This is a genomic window from Streptomyces sp. NPDC028305, assembly GCF_055569495.1.
The window spans coordinates 476,900-500,174 of record NZ_JBVHTN010000007.1 but is presented as its reverse complement, the minus strand read 5'-3'; the positions used below and the strand labels follow the sequence as shown (position 1 = coordinate 500,174).

General features: G+C 72.7%; 23 protein-coding genes. 13 read left to right on the top strand and 10 right to left on the bottom strand.

The features are described from left to right. Positions 1-47 precede the first annotated feature (47 nt). From ACZ4WQ_RS31760 to ACZ4WQ_RS31740, 5 genes are all read right to left on the bottom strand, one after another. Complete coding sequence (locus ACZ4WQ_RS31760) at positions 48-845, bottom strand: SDR family oxidoreductase (RefSeq protein WP_385337038.1); 798 nt, start codon at positions 843-845, stop codon at positions 48-50. Next, entirely contained in the window at positions 842-2,359 is a 1,518-nt protein-coding gene (locus ACZ4WQ_RS31755) for an FGGY-family carbohydrate kinase (RefSeq protein WP_385337035.1), read from the bottom strand. The genes ACZ4WQ_RS31760 and ACZ4WQ_RS31755 overlap by 4 nt, the downstream gene beginning before the upstream one ends. Beyond that, entirely contained in the window at positions 2,346-3,332 is a 987-nt protein-coding gene (locus ACZ4WQ_RS31750; protein WP_385337032.1) for a transketolase family protein, read from the bottom strand. Before ACZ4WQ_RS31750 ends, ACZ4WQ_RS31755 begins: the two co-directional genes overlap by 14 nt. Beyond that, a complete protein-coding gene (locus tag ACZ4WQ_RS31745) occupies positions 3,329-4,210 on the bottom strand; it encodes a transketolase (RefSeq protein WP_311725548.1) in 882 nt (293 codons plus the stop codon). Before ACZ4WQ_RS31745 ends, ACZ4WQ_RS31750 begins: the two co-directional genes overlap by 4 nt. 262 nt (positions 4,211-4,472) lie before the next feature. After that, complete coding sequence (locus tag ACZ4WQ_RS31740; protein WP_398373481.1) at positions 4,473-6,191, bottom strand: PucR family transcriptional regulator; 1,719 nt, start codon at positions 6,189-6,191, stop codon at positions 4,473-4,475. Between the two features lie 250 nt (positions 6,192-6,441). Between ACZ4WQ_RS31740 and dnaK the strand changes: the two genes are divergently transcribed. From dnaK to ACZ4WQ_RS31710, 6 genes are read left to right on the top strand one after another with little or no spacing between them, the layout of a single operon-like run. Then, positions 6,442-8,343 carry a molecular chaperone DnaK gene (gene dnaK / locus ACZ4WQ_RS31735; protein ID WP_385337024.1) on the top strand — a complete coding sequence of 634 codons (1,902 nt, stop codon included), beginning with the start codon at positions 6,442-6,444 and terminating at the stop codon, positions 8,341-8,343. A gap of 9 nt (positions 8,344-8,352) precedes the next feature. Further along, complete coding sequence (locus ACZ4WQ_RS31730; RefSeq protein WP_311725545.1) at positions 8,353-8,940, top strand: nucleotide exchange factor GrpE; 588 nt, start codon at positions 8,353-8,355, stop codon at positions 8,938-8,940. 6 nt (positions 8,941-8,946) lie between these two features. Continuing rightward, complete coding sequence (locus ACZ4WQ_RS31725; protein ID WP_385337021.1) at positions 8,947-9,918, top strand: DnaJ C-terminal domain-containing protein; 972 nt, start codon at positions 8,947-8,949, stop codon at positions 9,916-9,918. Next, positions 9,915-10,283 (top strand): chaperone modulator CbpM, encoded by a 369-nt coding sequence (locus ACZ4WQ_RS31720; RefSeq protein WP_385337018.1) that lies wholly within the window; start codon positions 9,915-9,917, stop codon positions 10,281-10,283. Before ACZ4WQ_RS31725 ends, ACZ4WQ_RS31720 begins: the two co-directional genes overlap by 4 nt. Next, positions 10,274-12,913 (top strand): ATP-dependent chaperone ClpB, encoded by a 2,640-nt coding sequence (gene clpB / locus ACZ4WQ_RS31715; protein ID WP_311725542.1) that lies wholly within the window; start codon positions 10,274-10,276, stop codon positions 12,911-12,913. The genes ACZ4WQ_RS31720 and clpB overlap by 10 nt, the downstream gene beginning before the upstream one ends. Before the next feature lie 40 nt (positions 12,914-12,953). Further along, the gene (locus ACZ4WQ_RS31710; RefSeq protein ID WP_311725541.1) at positions 12,954-13,217 is read left to right on the top strand and encodes a UBP-type zinc finger domain-containing protein; all 264 of its coding nucleotides are present in this window, start codon (positions 12,954-12,956) and stop codon (positions 13,215-13,217) included. Between the two features lie 54 nt (positions 13,218-13,271). On the opposite strand, the gene ACZ4WQ_RS31705 is transcribed toward ACZ4WQ_RS31710, so the two are convergent. Genes ACZ4WQ_RS31705 through rpmG form a run of 3 tightly spaced genes read right to left on the bottom strand, consistent with a single transcriptional unit; the run spans position 13,272 to position 14,862 of the window. Beyond that, positions 13,272-14,438 (bottom strand): CobW family GTP-binding protein, encoded by a 1,167-nt coding sequence (locus ACZ4WQ_RS31705; protein WP_311725540.1) that lies wholly within the window; start codon positions 14,436-14,438, stop codon positions 13,272-13,274. After that, positions 14,435-14,692 (bottom strand): type B 50S ribosomal protein L31, encoded by a 258-nt coding sequence (locus tag ACZ4WQ_RS31700; protein ID WP_361188372.1) that lies wholly within the window; start codon positions 14,690-14,692, stop codon positions 14,435-14,437. Before ACZ4WQ_RS31700 ends, ACZ4WQ_RS31705 begins: the two co-directional genes overlap by 4 nt. Positions 14,693-14,697: 5 nt before the next feature. Then, positions 14,698-14,862: a 50S ribosomal protein L33 gene (gene rpmG / locus ACZ4WQ_RS31695; protein ID WP_216346459.1), complete on the bottom strand. Its 165-nt coding sequence runs from the start codon at positions 14,860-14,862 to the stop codon at positions 14,698-14,700. A gap of 85 nt (positions 14,863-14,947) precedes the next feature. On the opposite strand from rpmG, the gene rpmB reads away from it, so the two are divergent. The 3 genes from rpmB to ACZ4WQ_RS31680 all read left to right on the top strand — a co-directional run bounded on the left by rpmB (position 14,948) and on the right by ACZ4WQ_RS31680 (position 15,916). Continuing rightward, complete coding sequence (gene rpmB, locus ACZ4WQ_RS31690) at positions 14,948-15,184, top strand: 50S ribosomal protein L28 (RefSeq protein ID WP_311725538.1); 237 nt, start codon at positions 14,948-14,950, stop codon at positions 15,182-15,184. Next, positions 15,184-15,489, top strand: a complete 306-nt coding sequence (gene rpsN, locus ACZ4WQ_RS31685; protein WP_311725537.1) for a 30S ribosomal protein S14 — start codon at positions 15,184-15,186, stop codon at positions 15,487-15,489. Before rpmB ends, rpsN begins: the two co-directional genes overlap by 1 nt. A gap of 286 nt (positions 15,490-15,775) precedes the next feature. Beyond that, positions 15,776-15,916 (top strand): hypothetical protein, encoded by a 141-nt coding sequence (locus ACZ4WQ_RS31680; RefSeq protein ID WP_311725536.1) that lies wholly within the window; start codon positions 15,776-15,778, stop codon positions 15,914-15,916. A 46-nt stretch (positions 15,917-15,962) separates the two neighbouring features. On the opposite strand, the gene ACZ4WQ_RS31675 is transcribed toward ACZ4WQ_RS31680, so the two are convergent. Further along, positions 15,963-16,256 (bottom strand): hypothetical protein, encoded by a 294-nt coding sequence (locus ACZ4WQ_RS31675; protein WP_311725535.1) that lies wholly within the window; start codon positions 16,254-16,256, stop codon positions 15,963-15,965. 185 nt (positions 16,257-16,441) lie between these two features. Between ACZ4WQ_RS31675 and ACZ4WQ_RS31670 the strand changes: the two genes are divergently transcribed. Continuing rightward, positions 16,442-17,116: a response regulator transcription factor gene (locus ACZ4WQ_RS31670; protein ID WP_311725534.1), complete on the top strand. Its 675-nt coding sequence runs from the start codon at positions 16,442-16,444 to the stop codon at positions 17,114-17,116. Positions 17,117-17,119: 3 nt separating this feature from the next. After that, the gene (locus ACZ4WQ_RS31665) at positions 17,120-18,664 is read left to right on the top strand and encodes a HAMP domain-containing sensor histidine kinase (RefSeq protein WP_398373480.1); all 1,545 of its coding nucleotides are present in this window, start codon (positions 17,120-17,122) and stop codon (positions 18,662-18,664) included. Here the strand turns inward: ACZ4WQ_RS31665 and ACZ4WQ_RS31660 are convergent. Then, a complete protein-coding gene (locus tag ACZ4WQ_RS31660) occupies positions 18,579-19,256 on the bottom strand; it encodes a response regulator transcription factor (RefSeq protein ID WP_398373479.1) in 678 nt (225 codons plus the stop codon). The two genes, ACZ4WQ_RS31665 and ACZ4WQ_RS31660, sit on opposite strands and share 86 nt — an antisense overlap. Positions 19,257-19,723: 467 nt before the next feature. Here ACZ4WQ_RS31660 and ACZ4WQ_RS31655 point away from each other — a divergent pair, with 467 nt between their 5' ends. Beyond that, positions 19,724-21,718: a BTAD domain-containing putative transcriptional regulator gene (locus ACZ4WQ_RS31655; protein ID WP_398373478.1), complete on the top strand. Its 1,995-nt coding sequence runs from the start codon at positions 19,724-19,726 to the stop codon at positions 21,716-21,718. Between the two features lie 130 nt (positions 21,719-21,848). Next, positions 21,849-23,273 carry an RICIN domain-containing protein gene (locus ACZ4WQ_RS31650; RefSeq protein ID WP_398373477.1) on the top strand — a complete coding sequence of 475 codons (1,425 nt, stop codon included), beginning with the start codon at positions 21,849-21,851 and terminating at the stop codon, positions 23,271-23,273. Positions 23,274-23,275 lie beyond the last annotated feature (2 nt).

The following is a 23,275-nucleotide window of genomic DNA, read 5'->3' as shown; positions in this document are numbered from 1 at the left end:
GGACCGCGTGTCCGGCGAGCGACGATGTCGTCGTGCCAGGTCGCGCGCTAGTTCATGAACATCCCGCCGTCGACGTTGATCGTCTGGCCGGTGATGTACTCCGCCTCCTCGGAGGCCAGAAACAGCAGCAGATTGGCGACGTCGTCATGGGTGCCGGCGCGCCCCAGCGGGATGCCCGCGACCCACTCGTCCATCAGCTCGCCCGGCCCGTAGCCGCCGAGCAGCCGGCCCCACTCCCGGTCGTTGTAGTCCCACATGTCGCTGCCGACGATGCCGGGGCAGTAGGCGTTCACCGTGATCCGGTCCCCGGCCAGCTCCTTCGCCAGGCTCTGGGTCAGCCCCACGACCCCGAATTTGCTGGCCGCGTAGTGCGGCGTATAGATGAAGCCCTGGCGGGCCTGGCCCGAGGCGGCATTGAGGATGCGCCCTCCGCGTCCCTGCCGTCGCATGATCCCGGCGGCGGCCTGGGCGCACAGGAACACACCGGTGGTGTTGACCGCGAGGACCTTCTGCCAGTCGTCGAGGGTCAGGTCCTCGAGACGGCTGATGGTGATGACACCCGCGTTGTTCACCAGGACGTCCAGGCGTCCCCAGGTCGTTTCGGCGAGCGCGAAGGCGCGGGCCACGTCGTCGGCGGAGGTCACATCGGCCCGGACGCCGAGCACACCGCCCGACGGGCTCTCGGCCGCCACTTCCTCGGCCGCCTCCTCGACGGCCGGCGACGCGTCCACCATCAGGACACCGGCGCCCTCCGCGGCGAACCGCGCGGCGATCCCGCGGCCGATGCCACGGGCCGCTCCCGTGACGACGACGCTCTTTCCTTCGAATCGGCTGGACTTGTTCATGATGCTTTCTCTCCGGCGTCCGAAGGGTGCGAGGTGTTCTGTGGGGCCGCGGCGGCCCGGAGGCGTGCGCGCCGCACCGTGGTGTGCCAGTGCGCGCGGCGGGCCGCCCTGCTGCCGGCGTCCTCGGCCGGTGTGTAGAGGTCTCTCGGGCGGTTCAGCCGTTCCAGGTCCGCCCTGCTCCACACGCCGCCGCCGAGCCCCGCCAGATGGGCGGCGCCCAGGGCCGACAGGTCGCGGGCCCGGGCGCGTTCGACCGCGCGGCCGCTGGTGTCCGCCTGCAACTGCATCAGCAGCGGGTTGTCGGTGGGGCCGCCGTCCGCGAGCAGCCGGACCACGGGGCCGATGTCCTCTTCGACCGCCGCCACCACGTCCTCGACCTGGAAGGCGATCGACTCCAGCGCGGCCCGCGCGAGGTGCGGGGCGCCGGTGCCCAGCGTGACGCCGCTGATCAGGCCGACGGCCTCGTCGTCCCACCAGGGCGCGCCGAGCCCGCCGAAGGCCGGGACGATGACCACGCCGTCGCTGCTGTCCGCGGCCAGGGTGGCCAGCGCGGACGGGTCGGTGCCGAGGAGCCCCGCCAGCCAGGTCAGGGTGGCCCCGGTGGAGCGGATGTTGCCCTCCACGGCCCAGGCCGGGCCGTCGACGTCCCAGGCGACGGTCAGACACATCCCTGCGGACAGGGGGGTGTCGGGCGAGGTGAGCGCCATGACCGAGGAGCCGGTGCCGTAGGTCGCCTTGACCGTGCCGCGCTGCCATCCGGCGTGTGCGAACAGCGCCGCGTGCGAGTCGCCGAGGACCGCGGTGACGGGGACGCCGTCCGGCAGCGGCCCCAGGCCGCCCGCGGTGGGAAACGGCCCCTGCGAGGACACCACGCGGGGCAGCACCTCCCGCGGTACGTCGAACAGTTCCATGAGCCGCTCGTCCCAGGTGAGGCGGCGCACGTCGAGCAGTTGGGTGCGGGCGGCGTTGCCCACCTCGATGAGGTGTTCGCCACCCAGCTTGTACAGCAGCCAGGAGTCCACCGTGCCCAGGCAGAGTTCACCGCGGCGGCTGCGCCGGCGCTCGGGGTCGTGGTGGTCCAGGAGCCAGGCGGCCTTCGGCGCCGAGAACATCGGGTCCAGCGGCAGGCCGCTGATGTCACGGACCGTCCGGGCGGAGTCCACGGCCCGCAGCAGGGCCGGGCTTTGGGCCGTGCGCTTGTCCAGCCAGCTCAGCAGCGGGCTCAGCGGGGTCGCGGTGGCCCGCTCCCACAGGAGCAGCGACTCGCGCTGGGTGCTGAGGCCGACGGCGGCGACCCGCCCGGCGTCCTGGCCGTCCAGACACCGGGCGACCGCCAGGCGGCAGCTCTCCCAGATGTCCTCGGCCGACTGCTCCACCCAGCCGGGCGCGGGGGTGGACAGGGCAACGGGCGCGGACCCGTGCGCGACGATGTCTCCGCGCACGTCGACCAGGATCGCCTTGGTCGCGCTGGTGCCCTGGTCCACGGCCAGGACGAGCGGCTCAGCCGTGCTCATGCGCCCCGCCGGGGTTCATGGCCATCAGCTCGCGCACGGCGGCCGCGATGCCGTCGGCGGTCAGCCCGAAGTGTTCCAGCAGGAAGGCGGCGCTTCCGGTCGGCGCGAACTCCCGGTTCACGCCCAGGATCCGCATGGGCACGGGGTGGTTCTGCGCCACCACGCCGGCCACCGCGGCGCCGAGGCCGCCCGTGGTGGTCGCCTCCTCGGCGGTGACGATGCCCCGGGTCTCCCGGGCCGCCCGCAGGACCGCTTCGACGTCCAGCGGTTCGACGAAGGTCATGTTCAGCACCCGCACCCCGATGCCCTCGGCCCGCAGCGTCTCGGCCGCGGCCAGGGCCCGGGAGACCATCGTCCCGACGGCCATGACGGTGATGTCGGAGCCGTCGGTGAGCTGGACGCTGCGGCCCAGTTCGAACGGTGCGCCGTCGGGGGTGACCGAGGGGACCTTGAACCGCGGGACGCGCAGATAGGTGGGGCCGTCCTGCGCGGCCGCCCAGCGCACGGCGGCGCGGGTCTGGGCCGGGTCGGCGGGCACCACGACGGTCAGGTCGGCGATGGCCCGCATCCACGCCAGGTCCTCGATCGAGTGGTGGGTCGGCCCCAGCTCCCCGTAGGCCATGCCGGGGCTCTGGCCGCACAGCACCATCGGGAGTCCGTTGTAGGCGGCGTCGGTCTTGATCTGCTCGGTGGCCCGGCCGGTGAGAAACGGGCCCGCGGCGCTGACGAAGGGGATGAACCCGCCGATGGCGAGTCCGGCGCCGACACCGACGAGGTCCTGTTCGGCGATCCCGACGTTGATGAGGCGCTCGGGGTAGAGCTCGCGGAAGCGGACGAGGTTGCTGGAGCCGACGGAGTCGTTGCAGACGGCGACGATCCGCTCGTCCTCGGCGGCCATGGCGATGAGTTCGTCCGCGAACGCCTGTCGGCAATCGTAGGTCCGCGTGGTGTCGGGCATGAGTTCGGCGGTCATCGGCTGAGCTCCTCCAGCGCGGCGTGAACCTGTGCGGCGTCGGGGACCTTGTGGTGCCATTCCACGCGGTCCTCGATGAACGACACGCCCTTCCCCTTGATGGTGCGGGCCACCACGGCGACCGGCCTGCCGGTGGTGGAGGGGCGCAGGGCGGACAGCAGTTGCGCGTGGTCATGGCCGTCGACCTCGCGCGTCTCCCACCCGAAGCTGGTCCATTTGTCGGCGAGCGGCTCCAGGCGCTTGGTGTCCTCGGTGCGGGCGCCCTGCTGAAGGCGGTTGCGGTCGACGATCGCCGTGAGGGAGCCGAGGGAGTAGTGGGCGGCGGTCATCGCGGCCTCCCAGTTGCTGCCCTCCTGCAACTCGCCGTCCCCGAGAACGACGTAGGTGCGGTACGAGGAGCCCGACAGCTTGGCCGCCAGGGCGCAGCCGACACCGACGGGGAACCCGTGTCCGAGCGGCCCGGTGTTCGTCTCCACACCCGGCACCTTTCTGCGGTTCGGGTGGCCGTTGAGCGGCGAGAGGGGGGCCATGAAGGTGTCCAGCTCGGAGAGCGGGAAGAAACCGCTGTGGGCGAGCGTGGCGTACAGGGCCGCCGCGCAGTGGCCCTTGCTGAGGATGAACCGGTCGCGGTCGGGCCTGCGCGGGTGCTCGGGGTCGACGTCCAGGACTCCGCCGAACAGGGTCACCAGGATGTCGGTCACCGACAGGTCGCCGCCGATGTGGCCGAGCTGTGCGTGGTCGATCATCTGGACGATGCTGCGGCGCACGTCGGTCGACAGATGCCGGAGGTCGTCGAGATGGCCCACCGGATCGTCTTCGGCGACGCGTCGGCGCCGTGCCCGGAACCGGGCGGCACCCTCTGGGTCTGTGCTGAGCATGTGAGTGTCCTTGATCGCTGACTCTTCGGAGCGTTCGGAGCGGCGGGCGCCTGCGGCGTCGATCGGAGCGGCGGCAGGGGGCCCGGACCAGGAACAGGGCCTGAGGAAGGGGCCCTTGCGAATAAATATTCACTAATGAATCTCGGTGCTCTAGATACTGGTGGCGTTTCAGCCGCGTGTCAATAGGGTGAATCGGCAGGCCCGAAGGGCCGTCTCGTGTTGTGCGAGGGGGCATGGCCAGCGGTTTGGCCCCGGCCGGAGCTCAGTCCGGGCAGGTCCTCATGATCTTCCAGACCCGGGTGGCCACCTGGAGATTCAGCCGGGTTTCGACGTTGGTGAGGTCGGAACCGCTGATCTCTCGGATCCGCTGGAGCCGGTAGCGCAGGGTGCTGCGGTGCACGACGAGCGCCGCCGCGGTCCGGCTGTAGTTTCCGCCGCAGTCGAAGTACTGGGAGAGGGTCGGCACCAGGTCCGTCCGGTGCGCGGAGTCGTAGTCGAGCAGCGGCCCCAGCCACTCCCGGACGAAACCCTCGACCTCCTGGTAGTCGTTGCCGGCCCGCAGGATCCGGTAGAGGCCCAGGTCCTCGAAGAAGGTCGTGCCGTACGCGGTGGGCGAGCGCCGCCGCACCTCCAGCGCCCGCAGCGCCTCCCGGTAGGAACGCGGAATCTCGCCCGGGGAGTCACAGCGGGCGCCCACGCCGACGGCCCCGCCCGGCGTCCCGGCCTCCCGGCTCAGCGCGGCGTGCAGATCGTCTCCGGCCGGCCTGCCGTCGGCCACCAGGACCACCACGCCCGACCGGCGGGCGAGCAGCGACCGCAGGCCCACGGCAGCCGCCGACCGGTCGACGGCGGCGGCGAAGGAGGCGTCGGCCGCCCGCTCCGCCCACCGCACCGCGACCACATAGTGCGGCCCGTGCAGATCGTGGCCGAGCGCCTGGGCGCGGGCGTAGGCGCTCGCGTCGTCCGTGCCGGCGAGCAGGTCCTCCACCAGATCGCGCCGCAGCCGCAGCTCCACCTCGGCCAGGGAGCGCTGGTGCGCCAGTTCCAGGGCGAGCGACGCCGTGGCGTGGCCGAGGGCGAGCCGGGCGCGCTCGTCGGCCCGCTCCTCGGGGTCGACCAGGAACAGCGCGCCCAGCACCTCGCCCTGCGGGGCGGCGACCGCGAGCAGGCGCTCCCTGACCCGCACCGGGCGCCCGCCCCGGGCGGTGTCCCGCAGCAGCTCCTCGTGGCGGGCCGGGTCGGGCCGGGGATACGGGTCCGGGCGCCCGGGCCCCGCCCAGGCCCGCGGATTGCCGAACCGGTCCTCGACGCCCGCCGCAAACCCGGTGATCTTGTGCAGCGCCTCCGCGATGCCCGCCTCGCCGTCCCCGTGCAGGGCGGCCCGGTGGAGGGTGTCGAGGACCCCTCGCTCGTGCTCGAGGTCGGACCGCGAGGACTCCAGCCGCTCCCGGACGGCCTGCTGCTCGGCCCGCGCCCGGCGCAGCTCGGCCGCCCGCTCCCGCTCCCGCCGGTGCGCGGCCGCGCCGGCCAGGGCCGCCGCGGTCTGCCGGGCCAGCACGGTGAGCCAGAAGCGGTCGTCCTCGCTGGGCGGCACCCCCGAGCTCACCACGAGCTGCCCGCGCAGACCGCCCGGTTCCCGCAGCGCGTACGCCCAGCCCCAGGCCTGCCCGGGGAGGCGCACCGGCCCGTCCCGCCCGCCCAGTTCCCGGACCCGCTCGTCGAGGGCGGCGGCCGCGATGCCATCGGCCCCGGCGGCCCCATCGTCGTGGCAGCGGGTCAGCGCGCCGCCGACCACGAGGTACCCGGCCTCGGCCCGCCCCGGCCCGAGGGCCGCGACCTGCGCCATCGCCCGGTGCAGGATCTCCGTCTCGTCCCGGCTGTCGAACATGGCGGTGGAGCAGAGCAGCAGCCCTCGCGCCCGAGGGCTCAGGGAACGGTCCCGAGCCCCGCGCTCGTCCCGGGTGAAGGCTGTTGAGGTCATGCCGTCGCTCCGCCCGCGTTCGGAAGAGAACGAGTCCGAACTCGCGGGTACCCGCCGGGCGGGGCGGTCACCGCTGCGGCCACGCTCCGCCTGTACCCACAGGTCCACCCTAGGCGTGGTTTTTGGGCCTCGCAGGCGCAGGCGGGCCGGGGCCCCGTTTTGCCAGGCTGGGCGCGTCGGCGCCGGAAGACGGGTTGGTTCCGCGGCTGTGCGCTGTCCGCGGTGCCGCCGCCTCGCGAAGGAGTTCCTCATGGCCAAGGCAGTCGGAATCGATCTGGGCACCACCAACTCGGTGATCGCGGCCTGGGAAGGCGGCGAGGCGGCGGTCGTGCCCAGCTCGGAAGGCAGTCGCACGACCCCGTCCGTGGTGGCCTTCACCGACACCGGCGAGCGGCTGGTGGGCCAGCTGGCCAGGCGCCAGGCGATCCTCAACCCCAAGGGCACCATCTACTCGGCCAAGCGCTTCGTCGGCCGGCACTACGACGAGGTGTCGGACGAGGCCAAGGCCGTGGCCTATGACGTCGTCGGCGGCGAGGGCGGTGTCGCGCGCTTCAACGTGCGCGACAAGCTGTACTCCCCCGAGGAGATCAGCGCCCTGGTGCTGCGCAAGCTCGCCGACGACGCCGCGAAGCAGTTGGGCGAGCGGGTCACCGAGGCGGTCATCACGGTGCCCGCCTACTTCAACGACGCCCAGCGCACGGCGACCAAGGACGCCGGCCGGATCGCGGGCCTGGAGGTGCTGCGGATCATCAACGAGCCCACCGCGGCCGCCCTGGCGTACGGCATGGACAAGAAGCAGCACGAGACGGTGCTCGTGTTCGACCTGGGCGGCGGCACCTTCGACGTGTCCGTCCTGGACGTCGGGGACGGCGTGGTGGAGGTCCGCTCCACCGCGGGCGACAGCCACCTGGGCGGCGACGACTTCGACCGCCGGCTCGTCGACCACCTCGCCGACAAGTTCCAGCAGACCGACGGCATCGATCTGCGCCGGGACCCGCAGGCGCTCCAGCGGCTCTTCGAGGCCGCGGAGAAGGCGAAGACCGAGCTGAGTTCGGTGACGCAGACGCAGGTCAACCTGCCGTTCATCACCGCCGACGCCGCGGGCCCCAAGCATCTGACCGAGTCGGTCATGCGGTCCACCTTCGAGCAGATCACGGCCGATCTGGTGGAGCGCTGCCTCGGCCCGGTCGAGCAGGCCATGGCCGACGCCAAGGTCGGCGGGACGGACATCGACGAGGTGATCCTGGTCGGCGGCTCGACCCGGATGCCCGCGGTGCAGGCCCTGGTGCGCCGGCTGACCGGCGGCAAGGAGCCCAATATGAGCGTGAACCCCGACGAGGTCGTGGCGCTGGGCGCGGCGATCCAGGCCGGGGTGCTCAAGGGCGAGGTCAAGGACGTGCTGCTGCTGGATGTCACCCCGCTGTCGCTGGGCGTGGAGACCCGCGGGGGCGTCATGACGAAGATCATCGAGCGGAACACCACGATCCCGGTGCGCCGCACCGAGACCTTCTCCACGGCCGAGGACAGCCAGCAGGCCGTCGACATCGTGGTGCTCCAGGGCGAGCGGGAGCGGGCCGCGGACAACCGGGGGCTCGGCCGCTTCCAGCTGACCGACATCCGCCCGGCGCCGCGCGGCGAGCCGCAGATCGAGGTCGTCTTCGACATCGACGCCAACGGCATCCTCAACGTCACCGCCCGCGACCGGGACACCGGCAAGGAACAGTCCATCACCATCAGCGAGACCGGCAACCTCGACCGCGGCGAGGTGGACCGCATGGTCCAGGAGGCCGAGCGCAACCGGGGCGAGGACCAGGCGCTGCGCGAGGCCGTGGATGCCCGCAACGAGCTGGACGCGATCGCGTACCAGGTCGAGAAGCGCCTCGCCGAGTTGGGCGACGCGGCGCCCTCCCATGAGAAGGCGCGCGCCGAAATGCTGGTCGGCGACGCCCGTGAGGCGGTCAGGAACGAGGCCGGCGTGGACCGGACCAGGCCGCTGAGCTCCGAGCTCCAGCAGGTCCACGCGGGCCTGACCGCGCATGCGACGGCGGGCGCGGGTGCTGGCGCGGGGCCGGAGACGGGCGCGGGGGCCGGACAAGCCCGGCCCGGTGGAGACGACGAGGACGTCGTCGACGCCGAGTTCGACAAGGGGTAGGCGGCCGCCATGTCCCACCGTCCGCAGCAGCCCGACCCGGTACCCGAGGGCGCCGTGCCGGAGCCCGGCCAGGACCTCCCCGCTCCGGGCGCCGCCGAGGCGCGGGGCGCGGAGGGGCCCGGCCCGGACGCCGCCGGCGGCCCCGCACTCCGCCATGACGAGGACGAGGCCGCGGCCCTGGCGGAGCTGGAGGACCGGTGGCGCCGTGCCCTGGCCGACCTGGACAATCTGCGCAAGCGCCAGGCCAGGGAGATGGAGCGGGAGCGGGCCGCCGAGCGGGCCCGTACGGCCGCGGCGCTGCTGCCCGTCATCGACAACCTCGAACTCGCGCTCTCCCACGCCGAGGCCGACCCCGGCACCATCGTGGAAGGCGTCAGGGCCGTGCGCGACCAGGCCGTGGACGCCCTCGCCCGGCTCGGCTACGAGCGGCGGGCCGAGACGGGGGTGCCGTTCGACCCGGCCCGCCACGAGGTGGTCGGAGTGGTCGACGACCCCGAGGCGGAGCCGGGGACGGTGGTCCAGGTGCTGCGCCCCGGCTACGGGGACACCGGCAACCAACTGCGGCCGGTGGCCGTCACCGTGGCCAGGCGGGGGTGACCGGCCATGGCACGGGACTACTACGAGGTGCTGGGGGTCTCGCGGGGCGCGAGCCCCGAGGAGATCCAGCAGGCGTACCGCAATCTGGCCCGCAAGCACCACCCGGACGTCAACAAGGACCCCGCGGCCGAGGAGCGGTTCAAGGAGCTCAACGAGGCCTACAGCGTGCTCTCCGACCCCGGCACCCGGGCCCGCTACGACCGGTTCGGCGAGGACTTCCGCAAGATCCCGGAGGACTGGGAGGAGCGGGTCGGCGCCGGAGCCGGGGGTGGCGCCGGTGGCGGCTTCCGGTCCTGGACGACCTCGGGGGACGGCGGCCGGGTGCGGTTCGTCCGTGGCTTCGGCGAGGACGCCCAGGGCACGGGCGCCGACTTCGAGGACCTGTTCGGCGCGTTCTTCGGCGGCGGCGGCGCGCGGCCCGGAGCGGGGCGCGTCCATGTGCCCGGGGCCGACCAGGAGGCCGAGCTGCCGCTCACCGTGGAGGACGCCTACCGCGGCGGCCGCCGCACCGTCACCCTGGCCGGCCCCTCGGGGCAGCGCGGCTACCAGGTCGATGTCCCCGCAGGCGTCACCGATGGGCAGCGCATCCGGCTTGCCGGGCAGGGCGGCCGCGGCAGCGGTGACGCCCCCGCCGGGGACCTGTATCTGCGGGTGCGGATCCAGCCCCATCCGCGGTTCCGGCTGGACGGCCGGAACGTCCACGTCACGCTCCCGGTGACGCCCTGGGAGGCGGCGCTCGGCGCGACCGTCCCCGTGCCCACCCCGGGCGGCACGGCGAAGGTGTCGGTCCCCGGCGGGTCCTCCAGCGGCCGCCGGCTGCGGCTGCGCGGCGAGGGTCTGCCGAACCCCGGCGGCCAGAGCGGCCATCTCTACGCCGAGATCCGCGTCATGGTGCCGCCCCACCCCACCGACCGGGAGCGCGAGCTGTTCGAAGAGCTCGCCGCCACCTCCTCCTTCGACCCCAGGAGCGCGCCATGAGCACCCACCCGCCGAAGGCACGGGCGGCCGCGCGGTCCGCGCCCGTGGCCTCCGTCCAGTACGCGCTGGTGCCCGCGCGCCGGCTCACCCTGGAGACCGTGGCCAGCCGCGCCGGGCTCCACCCCGAACTGGTCCGGCGCTTCGTCGCCCTCGGCCTGGTCGAGGCCGAGCGCGACGCGGCGGGACGGCTGGTGTTCCCCGAGGCCGCCCCGGCGACGCTGGCCCGCGTGGAGCGGCTGCGCACCGGACTGTGTCTGAACTACGCATCCATCGGCCTGGTGCTCGACCTGCTCGACCGCATCGGCCGGCTCGAGGCCGCGCTGCGCCGCGGCGGCGCGAGGAGTGACAAACCCCCATGGACATGAACCGCCTCACCCAGAAGTCCCAGGAAGCCGTTCAGGACGCCCAGACCAGGGCCCTGCGGCTCGGCCAGACCGAGGTCGACGGCGAACACCTGCTGCTCGCGCTCCTCGACCAGCCCGAGGGGCTGGTCCCCCGGCTGGTCGACCAGGTGGGCGCCGACCCCGCGGCGCTGCGCACCATGCTGGAGGCCGACCTGGCCCGCAGGCCGAAGGTCACCGGCCCCGGCGCCGCCCCCGGGCAGGTCTTCATCACCCAGCGCCTGGCCAGACTGCTGGACACCGCCGAGCAGGAGGCCAAGCGGCTCAAGGACGAGTACGTCTCGGTGGAACACCTCGTCCTGGCGCTCACCGACGAGGGGGCCGCCACCCCGGCCGGGCGGGTGCTCAAGGAGCACGGCGTCACCAAGGAGGCGTTCCTGAACGCCCTCACCCAGGTCCGCGGCAGCCAGCGGGTCACCTCCGCCAACCCCGAGGTGGCGTACGAGGCCCTGGAGAAATACGGCCGAGACCTGGTGGCCGAGGCCCGCACGGGCAAGCTGGACCCGGTCATCGGCCGGGACGCCGAGATCCGCCGGGTCATCCAGATCCTCAGCCGCAAGTCGAAGAACAACCCGGTGCTCATCGGCGACCCAGGGGTCGGCAAGACCGCCATCGTCGAGGGCCTGGCCCAGCGCATCGTGCGCGGGGACGTGCCCGAAGGGCTGCGCGACAAGACCATCTTCGCCCTCGACATGGGGTCCCTGGTGGCCGGGGCGAAGTACCGCGGCGAGTTCGAGGAGCGGCTGAAGGCCGTGCTCAGCGAGGTCAAGGCCGCCTCGGGCAGGATCCTGCTGTTCGTCGACGAGCTGCACACCGTGGTCGGCGCCGGGGCGGCCGAGGGCGCCATGGACGCCGGGAACATGCTCAAGCCCATGCTGGCCCGCGGCGAGCTGCACATGATCGGCGCCACCACCCTCGACGAGTACCGCAAGCACATCGAGAAGGACGCCGCGCTGGAGCGCCGCTTCCAGCAGGTGCTGGTGGACGAGCCGTCCGTGGAGGACACCATCTCGATCCTGCGCGGTCTGCGGGAACGTCTGGAGGTTTTCCACGGCGTCAAGATCCAGGACACCGCCCTGGTCTCCGCCGCCACCCTGAGCCACCGCTACATCAGCGACCGGTTCCTGCCGGACAAGGCCATCGACCTCGTCGACGAGGCATGCGCCCGGCTGCGCACCGAGATCGACTCCATGCCCGCCGAGCTGGACGAGATCACCCGCCGGGTCACCCGGCTGGAGATCGAGGAGGCGGCGCTGTCCAAGGAGACCGACCCGGCCAGCGCGGCGCGGCTGGCGGAGCTGCGCCGGGAACTCGCCGACCTGCGCGCCGATGCCGACGCCAAACACGCCCAGTGGGAGGCCGAGCGGCAGTCCATCCGCCGGGTCCAGGCGCTGCGCAAGGAGCTGGAGGAGGTGCGCCGCGAGGCCGAGGAGGCGGAGCGCGACTACGACCTCAACCGCGCCGCCGAACTGCGCTACGGCAGGCTCCAGGAGCTGGAGCGCCGGCTGGCCGCCGAGGAGGAGCAGCTGGCCGCCAAGCAGGGCCGGCACCGGCTGCTGCGCGAGGTCGTCACCGAGGACGAGATCGCCGACATCGTCTCCGCCTGGACCGGCATCCCCGTCTCCCGGCTCAAGGAGGGCGAACGGGAGAAGCTGCTGCGGCTGGACGAAATCCTGCGGGAGCGGGTCATCGGCCAGGACGAGGCGACCAAGGCGGTCGCCGACGCCATCATCCGGGCCCGCTCGGGGATCCGGGACCCGCGCCGGCCGATCGGGTCGTTCATCTTCCTCGGCCCCACCGGCGTCGGCAAGACCGAACTGGCCAAGACGCTGGCCGCGACCCTGTTCGACACCGAGGAGAACATGGTCCGCCTCGACATGAGCGAGTACCAGGAGCGGCACACCGTCAGCCGGCTGCTCGGCGCGCCGCCCGGATACGTCGGCTACGAGGAGGGCGGCCAGCTCACCGAGGCGGTGCGCCGCAAGCCCTACTCGGTGGTGCTGCTCGACGAGGTCGAGAAGGCGCACACCGACGTCTTCAACACCCTGCTCCAGGTGCTCGACGACGGGCGGATCACCGACGCCCAGGGCCGGGTGGTCGACTTCCGCAACACCATCCTCATCATGACCTCCAACATCGGGTCCGTGTACCTCCTCGACGGCGTCACCTCCGAGGGAGAGCTCAAGCCGGACGCCCGCGGCCTGGTGATGAGCGAGCTGCGCGCGCACTTCCGCCCCGAGTTCCTCAACCGGGTCGACGACATCGTGCTGTTCAAGCCGCTCGGCGAGCCCCAGATCGAGCGGATCGTGGATCTCCAGTTCGAGGAGTTGCGGCAGCGCCTCGCCGAGCGCCGGATCGCCGTCGAGCTCACCGAGGCCGGCCGGCAGGTCATCGCCCACGAGGGCTACGACCCCGTGTACGGGGCGCGGCCGCTGCGCCGCTTCATCTCCCACGAGGTCGAAACCCTCATCGGGCGCGCCCTGTTGAGCGGAGACGTCCAGGACGGCGCGACGGTGCGCGTCGACGGCCGGCACGGGGAGCTGGTGGTCACCTACCGGCAGCCGGAGCTCGCGGGAGCGGGCAGGGCAGGATGAACCCGCAGGAGACGACGTCACGACAGAAAGAGCGAACGACATGGCCACAGAGCGGGACCCGCATCTCTCCATGATCCGCGATGTCACCGCCCGCACCCCCGAGGGCTGCGAGGAGTGCCTGCGCCTTGGGACCCCCTGGGTGCATCTGCGGCTCTGCCTGACCTGCGGCCACGTCGGCTGCTGCGACTCCTCACCGCTCAGGCACGCCCGCGCCCACGCGTTCGCCGAGGAGCACCCGATCATGGAGCCGATGGAGCCGGGTGAGGACTGGCGGTGGTGCTTCGTCCACGAGGCGCTGGTCTGACCGCGGCAACGGCACCCCCTGCAATCGGATCCTTCGGGGAGAGCCGGTGGGTGCTCAGGCCACCGGGTCGAGCAGTTCGTCGAAGGCGCGGGGCAGTTTCCTCCAGCCGTCCGGCCCCGCCGCGTACTCGGCGTCGGTGAGCAGACACGAGTCGAGCAGGGTCAGCAGGCCGTCGCGGTCGAGGCCGGGTGAGGTGAAGGTGAGGTGCTGGCGGCGGTCGCCGTGCCGGGGGTGCCAGTCCAGCGAGGCCGCGACCCGGCGCTCGGCGGGCACCATCTCCCAGGCCGCCGCCGGTAGCGCGGCCATCCAGGGCCCGGCCGACTCCACGCACAGCGCGCCGCCCGCCGCGTCCCACGACAGCAGCGTGTCGGGGCGGTCGGCCAGCCAGAAGCGTCCGCGGCTGCGGGCGGCGGCGCAGGTCAGGTCCTCCAGCGCCGCGTAGAGCCGCCCCGGGTGGAAGGGCCGCTCGCGCCGCCAGACCACGGTGCTCACCCCGTGTTCATCACACTCCTGCGGCAACAGCGCGCACGCCGGATGCTGCCGGGCGGCCGCCGCCGCCACATCGAACCCGACCAGCAGGGCGGGGCCCAGGGCCGCCTCGCTCGTACGCACGCGCCGCGCGCCGGGCGTGAGCTGGGCGAGCAGGGCGTGGTCGCCGTCGTCCGAGGGCCGGTCGGCCGCACCGCCCTCGAACACGGCGATCACCGTGGGGTATTCGAGCTGCCGGGCGAAGGTGTCGGCGATGGTGCGCTGATCGCGCGGTGCGGCGGCGAGACCGGCCTCGGCGAGGTCGTCCCCGTCCGTGAGGCAGGGCACGAGGAGGGCCGGGTCGACCGCGGTGGCCACCCCGGTCAGCTTCAGGGGCTCGCCCTCGGCGGCGATGACCGCGGCCACGGCCTGGGGCTCGACGGAGTCCCACAGCTCGACGACGGCCAACCGGTGGCCGCCGCCGTCAGCCAGCCGCAGCAGTTCGGGGACCAGGTCCTCGCGCAGGGCGCAGCACGCGCAGTCGTTCACCAGGGGCGCGTCGCCCGCGCCGAGCAGGCCTCGGCCGTCTCGTACGGTGCGGCGCACGGCGCCGTCGGCGGCGGACGACAAGTCGTGATGCAGCGCGACGGAGCCGGGCACCGTGCGCAGGATCTCCCGGACGGCGGTGCGCCGGGCGTCGGCGTGCAGCCCGCCCACGATCGCGACGGCGAGCCGCGTCTCGGTCCCGCTCATCGGTTCCCCCGTCCGCGCCCGTAGCGCCGCTCGAAGCGCTCGACGCGGCCCGCCGTGTCCACGACCCGCTGGTTGCCGGTGTAGAAGGGGTGGCTCGCCGAGGAGATCTCGACGTCGATGACCGGGTAGGTGTTGCCGTCCTCCCAGACGACGGTCTTGTCGCCGGTGGCCGTGGAGCGGGTGAGGAAGGCGAAGTCGGCGGCTCGGTCGCGGAAGACGACCGGCCGGTACTCGGGGTGGATGCCGGGCTTCATGGCGGTCAGCGCTCCTCGCGGAAGTCGACGTGGCGGCCGGCGATCGGGTCGTACTTGCGCAGGGTCATCCGATCGGGGTCGTTGCGACGGTTCTTGCGGGTCACATAGGTGTAGCCGGTGCCGGCGGTGGACCGCAGCTTGATGATCGGGCGTAGTTCGTTCCGTGCCATGCCCGACAGCATACATGGAGTTGGTTTTCATTTTCATAAGCGGCTAGGGTGCCACCATCAGCACCCCACCAGAGCGAGAGGGACCATGTCCGCCCACTGCCAACTCACCGGTCGGCAACCCAGCTTCGGCAACCACGTCTCCCACTCACACCGCCGCACCAAGCGCCGGTTCGACCCCAACATCCAGCGCAAGCGCTACTGGCTGCCGAGCGAGGGCCGCCACGTCCGGCTCACCCTGAGCGCCAAGGGCGTCAAGACCGTCGACGCGATCGGCATCGAGGCCGCCGTGGCCCGCATCCGCGCCACGGGAGGAAAGGTCTGATGGCGAAGAAGAGCAAGATCGCCAAGAATGAGCGGCGCCGCGCGATCGTCGCCCGCTACGCCGAGCGCCGCGCCGAGCTGAAGGCGATCATCGCCGCCCCCGACAGCTCCGACGACGAACGCACCGCCGCCCAGCGGGAACTGCGCCGCCAGCCGCGCGACGCCAGCGCCACCCGGGTGCGCAACCGCGACTCCATCGACGGCCGCCCCCGCGGCCATCTGCGCGCCTTCGGCCTGTCCCGGATCCGCCTGCGCGAGCTGGCGCACGCGGGCGAACTCCCCGGGGTGTTCAAGAGCAGTTGGTAACCCGCGCCCCGGCTCGGCGCGCGGGAGCCAGGTCGGCCTCCACCGCCGCCGCGGGCAATAGCCGCCCGGGTCCACCATGGCGCAGCTGTCCCAAAACACGTGAACGGGTGAATCGTCGTACCGGAGTCCGCGATCAAGCCGTCGGCGGGACGGCCCGGTCCCGCTCGGTGACCTCCCGCATCTCGGGTGTCATGGCCCCCGACCCTGTCACCCCCGACCTGTACGCAGCCTGAACGCCTGCGCGGCCGGCCCCGGGGCACACCGGGTGGCGGGTGATACTGGGTCGGTGACCGTTCACCCGGGTACGGTCGTCGAGGACGACCACGGACTGCGCGATGTGTACCAGGCCCGCGGCGCGGGCGGGGATCTGTGCTTGGACGCGGCCGCGCGGGGAGCGAGATTCGTCGTCTCGCTCCCCGCGAGCTGACCGCCGGGACGCCTGTTCCCTCTTACGCGTCCTCTCCGCCCCTCGCTTACTCGTCGCCCTCGAACTCGTGCTCCGCGTTGGCCGAGGTGTCGGCGTGGCCGCCGGGGCCGTCCGACTGGTTCTCCTGCTCGCCGCTCTTCTCCTGCTCGCCCTTCTTCTCCTGCTCACCGTCGCTCTTCGGGCCCGGAGGGGTGGGCTTCTGTGTCGCCGTGGCGGACACCGAGGACGTGGCGTGGTGCGCCGGAGCCGCGGAGGCCACCGCGGCGCCTCCTCCGATCACGGCCGTGACAATGGCTGCGGTGGATGCGGCGAGGACGGCGGCCTTCTTGCGCGTGTTCATGATCACCTTCGCTTTCGCTACCGGATGGACCGTCCATCCGGAATGCGGCAATCCTGCGCCACCCCGGCTGAGGGGAAGCTGAGACCGGAGACGGCGGGGTTCTCAGCCTCTTCTCAGCTGCGCATGCCTACGGTGGAGGTGGGCGCTCCGGAAAAGTGAGGCGGCGCCTGGAAGGGAGACGTGCCATGCGCGTCCTGGTCGTCGAGGACCATCCCGCGCTCGGGCGGGCTCTGGTGCACGGGCTCACGGCCGAGGGGTTCGCCGTGGACCTTGCCGTCGACGGCGAGGAAGGTCTCCTGCGGGCGGCGGACACCTCGTACGACGTCGTCGTCCTGGACATCATGCTGCCCCGGCTCAATGGTTACGACGTGTGCCGACGGCTGCGAGCGGCGGAGAACTGGACCCCGGTCCTCATGCTCACCGCCAAGGACGGGGAGTACGACGAGGCGGACGGCCTGGACATCGGGGCGGACGACTACCTCACCAAGCCCTTCTCCTATGTCGTGCTGACCGCCCGGCTCAACGCCCTGATGCGGCGGGGCGGGCGCCCCAGGCCCGCCGTCCTTCGTGTCGGCGATCTCCGCCTCGACCCCGGGGATCGCACCTGTCGGCGCGGCACCGTCCCCGTCGAGCTGACCACGCGGGAGTTCTCGCTGCTCGAGTGCCTGGTGCGCCGTCCGGGAGAGGTGCTGAGCAAGCAGGACATCCTGACCCACGTCTGGACGGACCACTTCGACCTCGACCCCAACGTCGTCGAGGTCTACATCGGCTATCTGCGCCGCAAGATCGACGAACCCTTCGGCAGGCGCACCATCCAGACCGTCCGGGGGGCCGGGTACCGGCTCGCCGACGACAGGTGAACCGTGCCGGGCATCCCCGCACCTGTCCGCTCCGGCCGAGCCGGAGCGGTGGCGCCGCGCCACCGGCCGTTCCCCCACTGGCGCAGACTCAGCCTGCGCGCCCGGCTGACCGCGGCCGCCACGCTCGTCGCCGCGCTCGGCCTGTCCCTGGCCGCCGTGCTCCTTCTCATCAGCCAACGCGGCTCGCTCATGCACGGCTTGGACGGCAGCGCCCGCCAGCGCGCACTGATCATCGCCACCGCCCTGGACAAGGGCCGCCCCGTGCAGCCGCTGCCCGCCTCCGGCGCCGGGGACGACGTGGCACAGGTGGTCGACAGCCGTGGCCGGGTGGTCGCGGCGTCGGAGAACGTGGCGGGAGAACACGCTCTGTTCCATGTGAGGCCGGCCGCCCCGGACAGCGAACCGTCGGTCTACAGCGTGCGCGGCGTACCGCTGGGCGACAACGACACCTACCGCGTCGCCGCCCTGTCGGCGGGCCCGGCGGATGCGCGCAAGACCGTGTACGTCGGCCTTCCCACGGCCCCGGTCGACCACGCCGTGCACACGCTCACCGCCGAGCTGGCCGTCGGTCTGCCGACCCTGACGGCCCTCCTCGCCGCCGCCGGATGGCACATCACGGGGCGCGCGTTGGGGCCGGTGGAGCGGCTGCGCCGGCAGGCGGCCGAGATCACCACCACCGACCTGCACCGGCGGCTCGACCTGCCGCCGAACACCGACGAGGTACGACGCCTCGGCGAGACCCTCAACGATCTGCTCAAACGGCTCGACGAGGCGACCGCCCGGCAGCGGCAGTTCGTGGCGGACGCCGCGCACGAGCTGCGCAGCCCAGTGGCCGCCGTGCGCGCGGAGCTCGAGACCGCCGCCCGGCATCCCCGCGCCGATCTGTCGGCCAGAATCCCGGGCATGCTGGAGGAGACGGTCCGGCTCGGCGCGCTCGTCGACGACCTCGTACACCTGGCCCGGCTCGACACCAGGGGCGCGCTGCGCGAGACGGAGGTCGACCTGGACGACCTGGTAGAGGCGGAAGTCCGACGGCCGCACGCCCACCCCGAGGTGTCCGTCGCCTGTGGCCGGATTCAGCCGGCCCGGATCCGCGGGGATCCCGACGCCCTGTCGCGCGCCGTGCGCAACCTCCTGGACAACGCCGTCCGGCACGCCCACCGCCGGGTAGAGGTCACTCTCGCCGCCACGGACAGCGAAGCGGTCCTGTGTGTCCGCGATGACGGCCCCGGCATCCCACCCGCCGACCGCGAGCGGGTATTCGACCGGTTCACCCGTCTGGACGACGCGCGCAGCCGGGACGCCGGCGGCTCCGGGCTGGGGCTCGCCATCGTGCGGGAGATCGTCACCCGGCACGGCGGGCGGGCATCCGTGGAGGACGGCGGTCCGGGGGCCCGGCTGGTGCTGCGGCTGCCCGTTTCGCCGCCGGGCGGCCGACCGGACGATCGCCCCGGGCGCTCCGTCAGGAGATATACCCCTCCCGCAGGGCGTAGGCCACGGCGTGGGCGCGGTTGCGCAGGCCCAGGCGGGTCGTCAGGCCCTGGATGACGTTCTTCACGGTCCGTTCCGAGTACGAGAGTTTGGCGGCGATCTCTCCGGTGCCCAGCCCCTCCGCGACCAGCCGCAGGACGTCGGTCTCACGCGGGGTCAGACCGAGCGGCCGGCCCCCGGGCTGGCCGAGCGCGCCAGGCCGCAACGCACCTACCTGGCTGACCAGTTGGCCGATCAGATCGGCGGGGAGGTCGCCGTCGCCGCGGGAGGCCGCGAGGACCGCCTGGAGCAGTCGGTGTCCGGTGGCCTCGCGGCGCCAGACGATGACCCCGACACCGCACTCGATCACATCGAGCAGCTCGGCCCGGCGGATCAGGCTCGCGACCAGGACCACGCGCAGCCCGGCGTCATGGACGAATCGGCGCAGACCGGCGAGCGTGGCCGCGTCGATCGAGTCGGTGAGCAGCATGACCACATCGCCCGCCCGGGCGTCCGACTTGTCGAGGAGGACGATCTCGGGATGGTGCCGCAGCTGGCCGATCGCCCCCTCCCGGGAGATCGGATCCCGCGCGTGGACGACGACCGAGATTCTGCGCCGGGAGTCCGTCGTCGCCGACCGGGGATCCACCGGCTCTAAAGAGGCGCCCAATGTACTCCCTCTGTCCACCGCGAAACGGACCACGCGATTCCGGTTTTGATCATACGCCAGCCGCCATCGACGCCCGCGTACTCAAATCCTTCTTTATCGCTTCGATACCGCCGGTAACCCATACGACAAAAACGCTAGGGAAACACTCGGAAACAGCGCGGCGAAAGTGATCGCCGCGGCGCCCCCGCCACGGTCCCGCCTCCGGCGTCCTTCGCGCGGCGACGGCCGCGCGGCGCTGCCCGAAAGACCAAAACTCGCTGCCCCGATGAACCTGGACCTGCCCAAAGTGCCTCTATAGCGTCGCAGGCGGAGTATCTGGGCTTGTCGCCTGCGCCCTGTGGTGGAGACACCCAGAGGGCCATCCGGTCCCTGTCGGACAACTCACCCGCACGGCAGCCCCTTCCCTCGTCCCCTGCCGCGCGCGGGCCGAGGGAGGACCCAACGCGTGCTGGCAGGGAAGGATCTCGGTGCACGATCACTCCACGTGGTACAGCCTGCTGGGCCCGGTAGAGGTGACACGGGACGGCACGGCGCTGGCCCTGGGGCCACGGCAGCGACGGGTGCTGCTGATACGACTGCTCATCGAGGACGGACGGCCGGTCTCCCTGCGCCAACTCTGCCTGGACGTATGGCAGGGCTCCCAGCCGACCGGGGCCATCTCCTCCGTACGCGCGCACATCAGCAGACTGCGCTCGGTGCTGGAGCCCGTGCGGGGCGGCCGGTCCACGCTGCTGGTCAACGGCCCCGCCGGGTACGCCCTGAAGGTGCCCCGCGAGGCGCGTGACACCACCCGCTTCGAGGAGTCCGTGACACGGGCCCGGGACACCATGCGGCGAGGCCAACTCGACGTCGCGAGCAAGGAGATAGAGGGGGCGCTGGGACTGTGGCGCGGCCAGGCGCTCGGCGAGACCGCCGAACTCGACTTCGCGGCGCGCGAGACGGCCCGGCTCAACACCGCGCGACAGGACGCCATCGAGCTCCAGGCCACCATCCTCATCAAACAGGGCGACCTGGAGCGCGCCATCGGCGTCGCCGAGGGACTCACCATCAGCGCCCCGCTCCGCGAGTCCTCATGGGCGCTGCTGATGCGCGCGCTGTACGGGGCGGGGCGGTCCGTCGAGGCGCTCCGGCAGTACGAGCGGTTCCGCACGTTTCTGGCCCAGGAGCTCGGCCTCGACCCCAGCCCCGGACTGTCGGATCTGCACACCGCCATCCTGCGGCACGACACCCGGGTCCTCGGCGAGCCCCACTCGACCGGACCCGCGGTCACCCTGAACTCCGCCACCCTGCCCGGCGCCGAAGCCGGTCCCGCCGACGCCCCGTTGGTGGGCAGGTCCGAGGAGAGCGCGCGCCTCACCGCCCTGTTGCGCGCCGCGGGCGCGGGGCGCGGTCAGTGGGCCGTGGTCTCGGGGGAGCCGGGGTCCGGCAAGACGCGGCTGCTGGACCAGGTGTCCGCCTGGGCCGAGCAGGCCGGGTTCGCCGTGGCGCGGGCCAGCGGCGGCCAGGCGCTCAGCGAGAGCCACGGCATCTCCCTGGTGTGCCCCGCCGCCCAACTCCTGGACGCGCTGCGCCGGAAGCGGTCCGGCACCGGCCCCGACGACACCCCCGCCGAGGCCCGGCCCGACGAGGACCGGCTCGCCGCGCTCGTACGGGAACTCAACCGGGGCCCCGCGCTGTGCGTCGTCGACGACCTCGACTGGGCGCCACCGGACTTCCACGACCTGCTGCGCCGGCTCACCGCCCTGCTGCGCGACGCCCCGGTCGCCGTGGTGTGCGCCCTGCGGAACGCCGACGACCCCGCGGCCAGCGGGCTGCTCGCGGAGCTGGCCCGGCACGGCGCCACCCGGCTGCACCTGGAGCCGCTGTCCGCCGCGGATGTGGGCGAGTTGCTCGCCGCCCGCGGCGAGCGCTCCTCCGCCGAGGAGGCCGCGGCGCTGCACCGGCGCGCCGAGGGCAACCCCTTCACGCTCGGGGAGTTGCTGAAGCTGCCGCCGGACCGGCGCGTGGGACCCGCGGCGCAGGTGCCGGCCGCCGTGCGCAGCGTCGTCCAGGCGCGGCTCGCCGAACTGTCCGCCCCCGCCAGGACGATGCTCACCTACGCCGCCGCCGACGGCCCGCACCTGGACATCGGGTTGCTCGCCGATGTCCAGGGCATGGCGCGGGACCGGCTGCTGCCGCTGATCGACGCCGCCGTCACCGCCCGTGTGCTGGTCTGGGACACGGACCCCGGCCAGTGTGACACCGGGCGCTACCGCTTCCCCGAGCTGGCCCGCGAAGTCGTGTTGGGTACGCTCACCCCGTCCTCCAGACAACTGCTGCACGCCGCGCTCGCCCGCGAGCTGGCAGCCCGGGAAGACACCGACCCGGAGCGGCTCGCCCGGCAACTTCGCGCGGCGGGCCCGATGGCGCCGGTGTCGGACCAGGACCGGATCCGTCATCCGTCGCCGGACCAGGGCCGTTGAGCCCGCTCCTGGTTCCGGCGCGATGTCCGGGCCGGTGAGCGCCCGGTCATCCCGTCCCCTCTGCCATCACATCCCCCGTCAAGCCCCCACCGCCACCGGACCCGGGTCCGGTGGCCACGAGGAGAAGCTCATGTCCGATCAGCACCGGACCGGTGACGACACGACGTCCAGCGGCCAGCCGGCCGCGGCGTTCTTCGCGTCGCCCGAGCCGGAGTCGCCTTCGCCACGCGGTTCCGCGTCCGCGTCCGCGTCCGCGTCCGGCGAGTCGTCCGCCACCGGCGAGGCCACCGGCAAGGCCGCTGGTTCCGCCGCCGGTGAGAGTGCCGACTCGCCCGACGCGGCGACCGTCGAGGAACACCTCACCGGCAAGAAGACATCCGCCAGCACCACCACCACCGCGCGAGCCGCCTCCTCCTCCGCCTCAGCGACCACGGACGGCCACGACGAGGCCGAACCCGAGGCCGATCCCGATCCCGATCCCGAGGCTGAGACCGAAGCCGAGACCGTGAGCGGTAAGAAGGCGGAATCGGAAGGCCGGTCGGAGGACAGCGCCCGGTCGGAGGAGAGTGCCCCCGCCCCGAAGGCCCGCCGTGGCTGGGGCAGGGTCGCCACGGTGTCCGGCGCCGACGGTCGGCCCGACGGGGCCGCCGCGGCCGCCGCCGCCACGACCATCGGCCCCGGTGGCGACTCCCCCGACGCGGACGGCGGCCTCTCCGGCCGCCCGAAGAAGCCCCTCCTCGCCGGCGCCGCCATGGCCGGGGCCATTCTCGTGGCCGTGCCGCTGCTCATCATGGCCACCGGCAAGGACGACGACGACAGCAAGAAGGTGGCCTCCTCCAGCTCCGCCGACACCGTGCTGGACGACGACGGGGGCCGGGCGGGCGAGTTCGTCGCCGAATCCCCGTCTCCCAAGAAGAGCAAGCCCGAGAAGAAGGAGAAGGAGAAGGAAAAGGAGAAGGAGTCCCCCTCCCCGGCAAAGGAGAAGGCCGCGGACCCGTCACCGCCCAGCTCCTCCCCCACGGCGAAGGAGGAGGAGAAGAAGAAGACCTCCGTGCGCAAGAAGGCCCCCAGCAATCTGCCGGCCGTGCTGACCCGGGTGCTGATCAAGAACAACACGAACGGCACCTGCGTCGATGTCCCGGGCTTCACCAGCGGCAACCCCGACGGCCCGATCCACCAGTCGGCCTGCAACAGCAACCCCGACGACAACCAGCTGTGGAACGTGGAGAAGAGGTACGACAGCAAGGGCCCCGGCGGGGTTCCCCTGTTCCAGATCCGCAACGTCATGGACGGCATGTGCCTCGACCTGCCCGGTTACGGGGCCGCGGGGAACGCCACCAAGGTGACGGAGTTCCCGTGCAACGGCACGACCGCCGACAACCAGCTGTGGTGGCTGGACAAGCAGGCGGACGGCCGGTTCTGGATCCGCAACTTCGCCAGCAACAACACCTGTCTGGACTCGTACGGGCCGGATGACCAGACGCGCGATCTGATCATCTGGCCGTGCGCACCGGAGAATCTCAACAACCACGAGTGGTACTTCACCCGCTCCTGAGC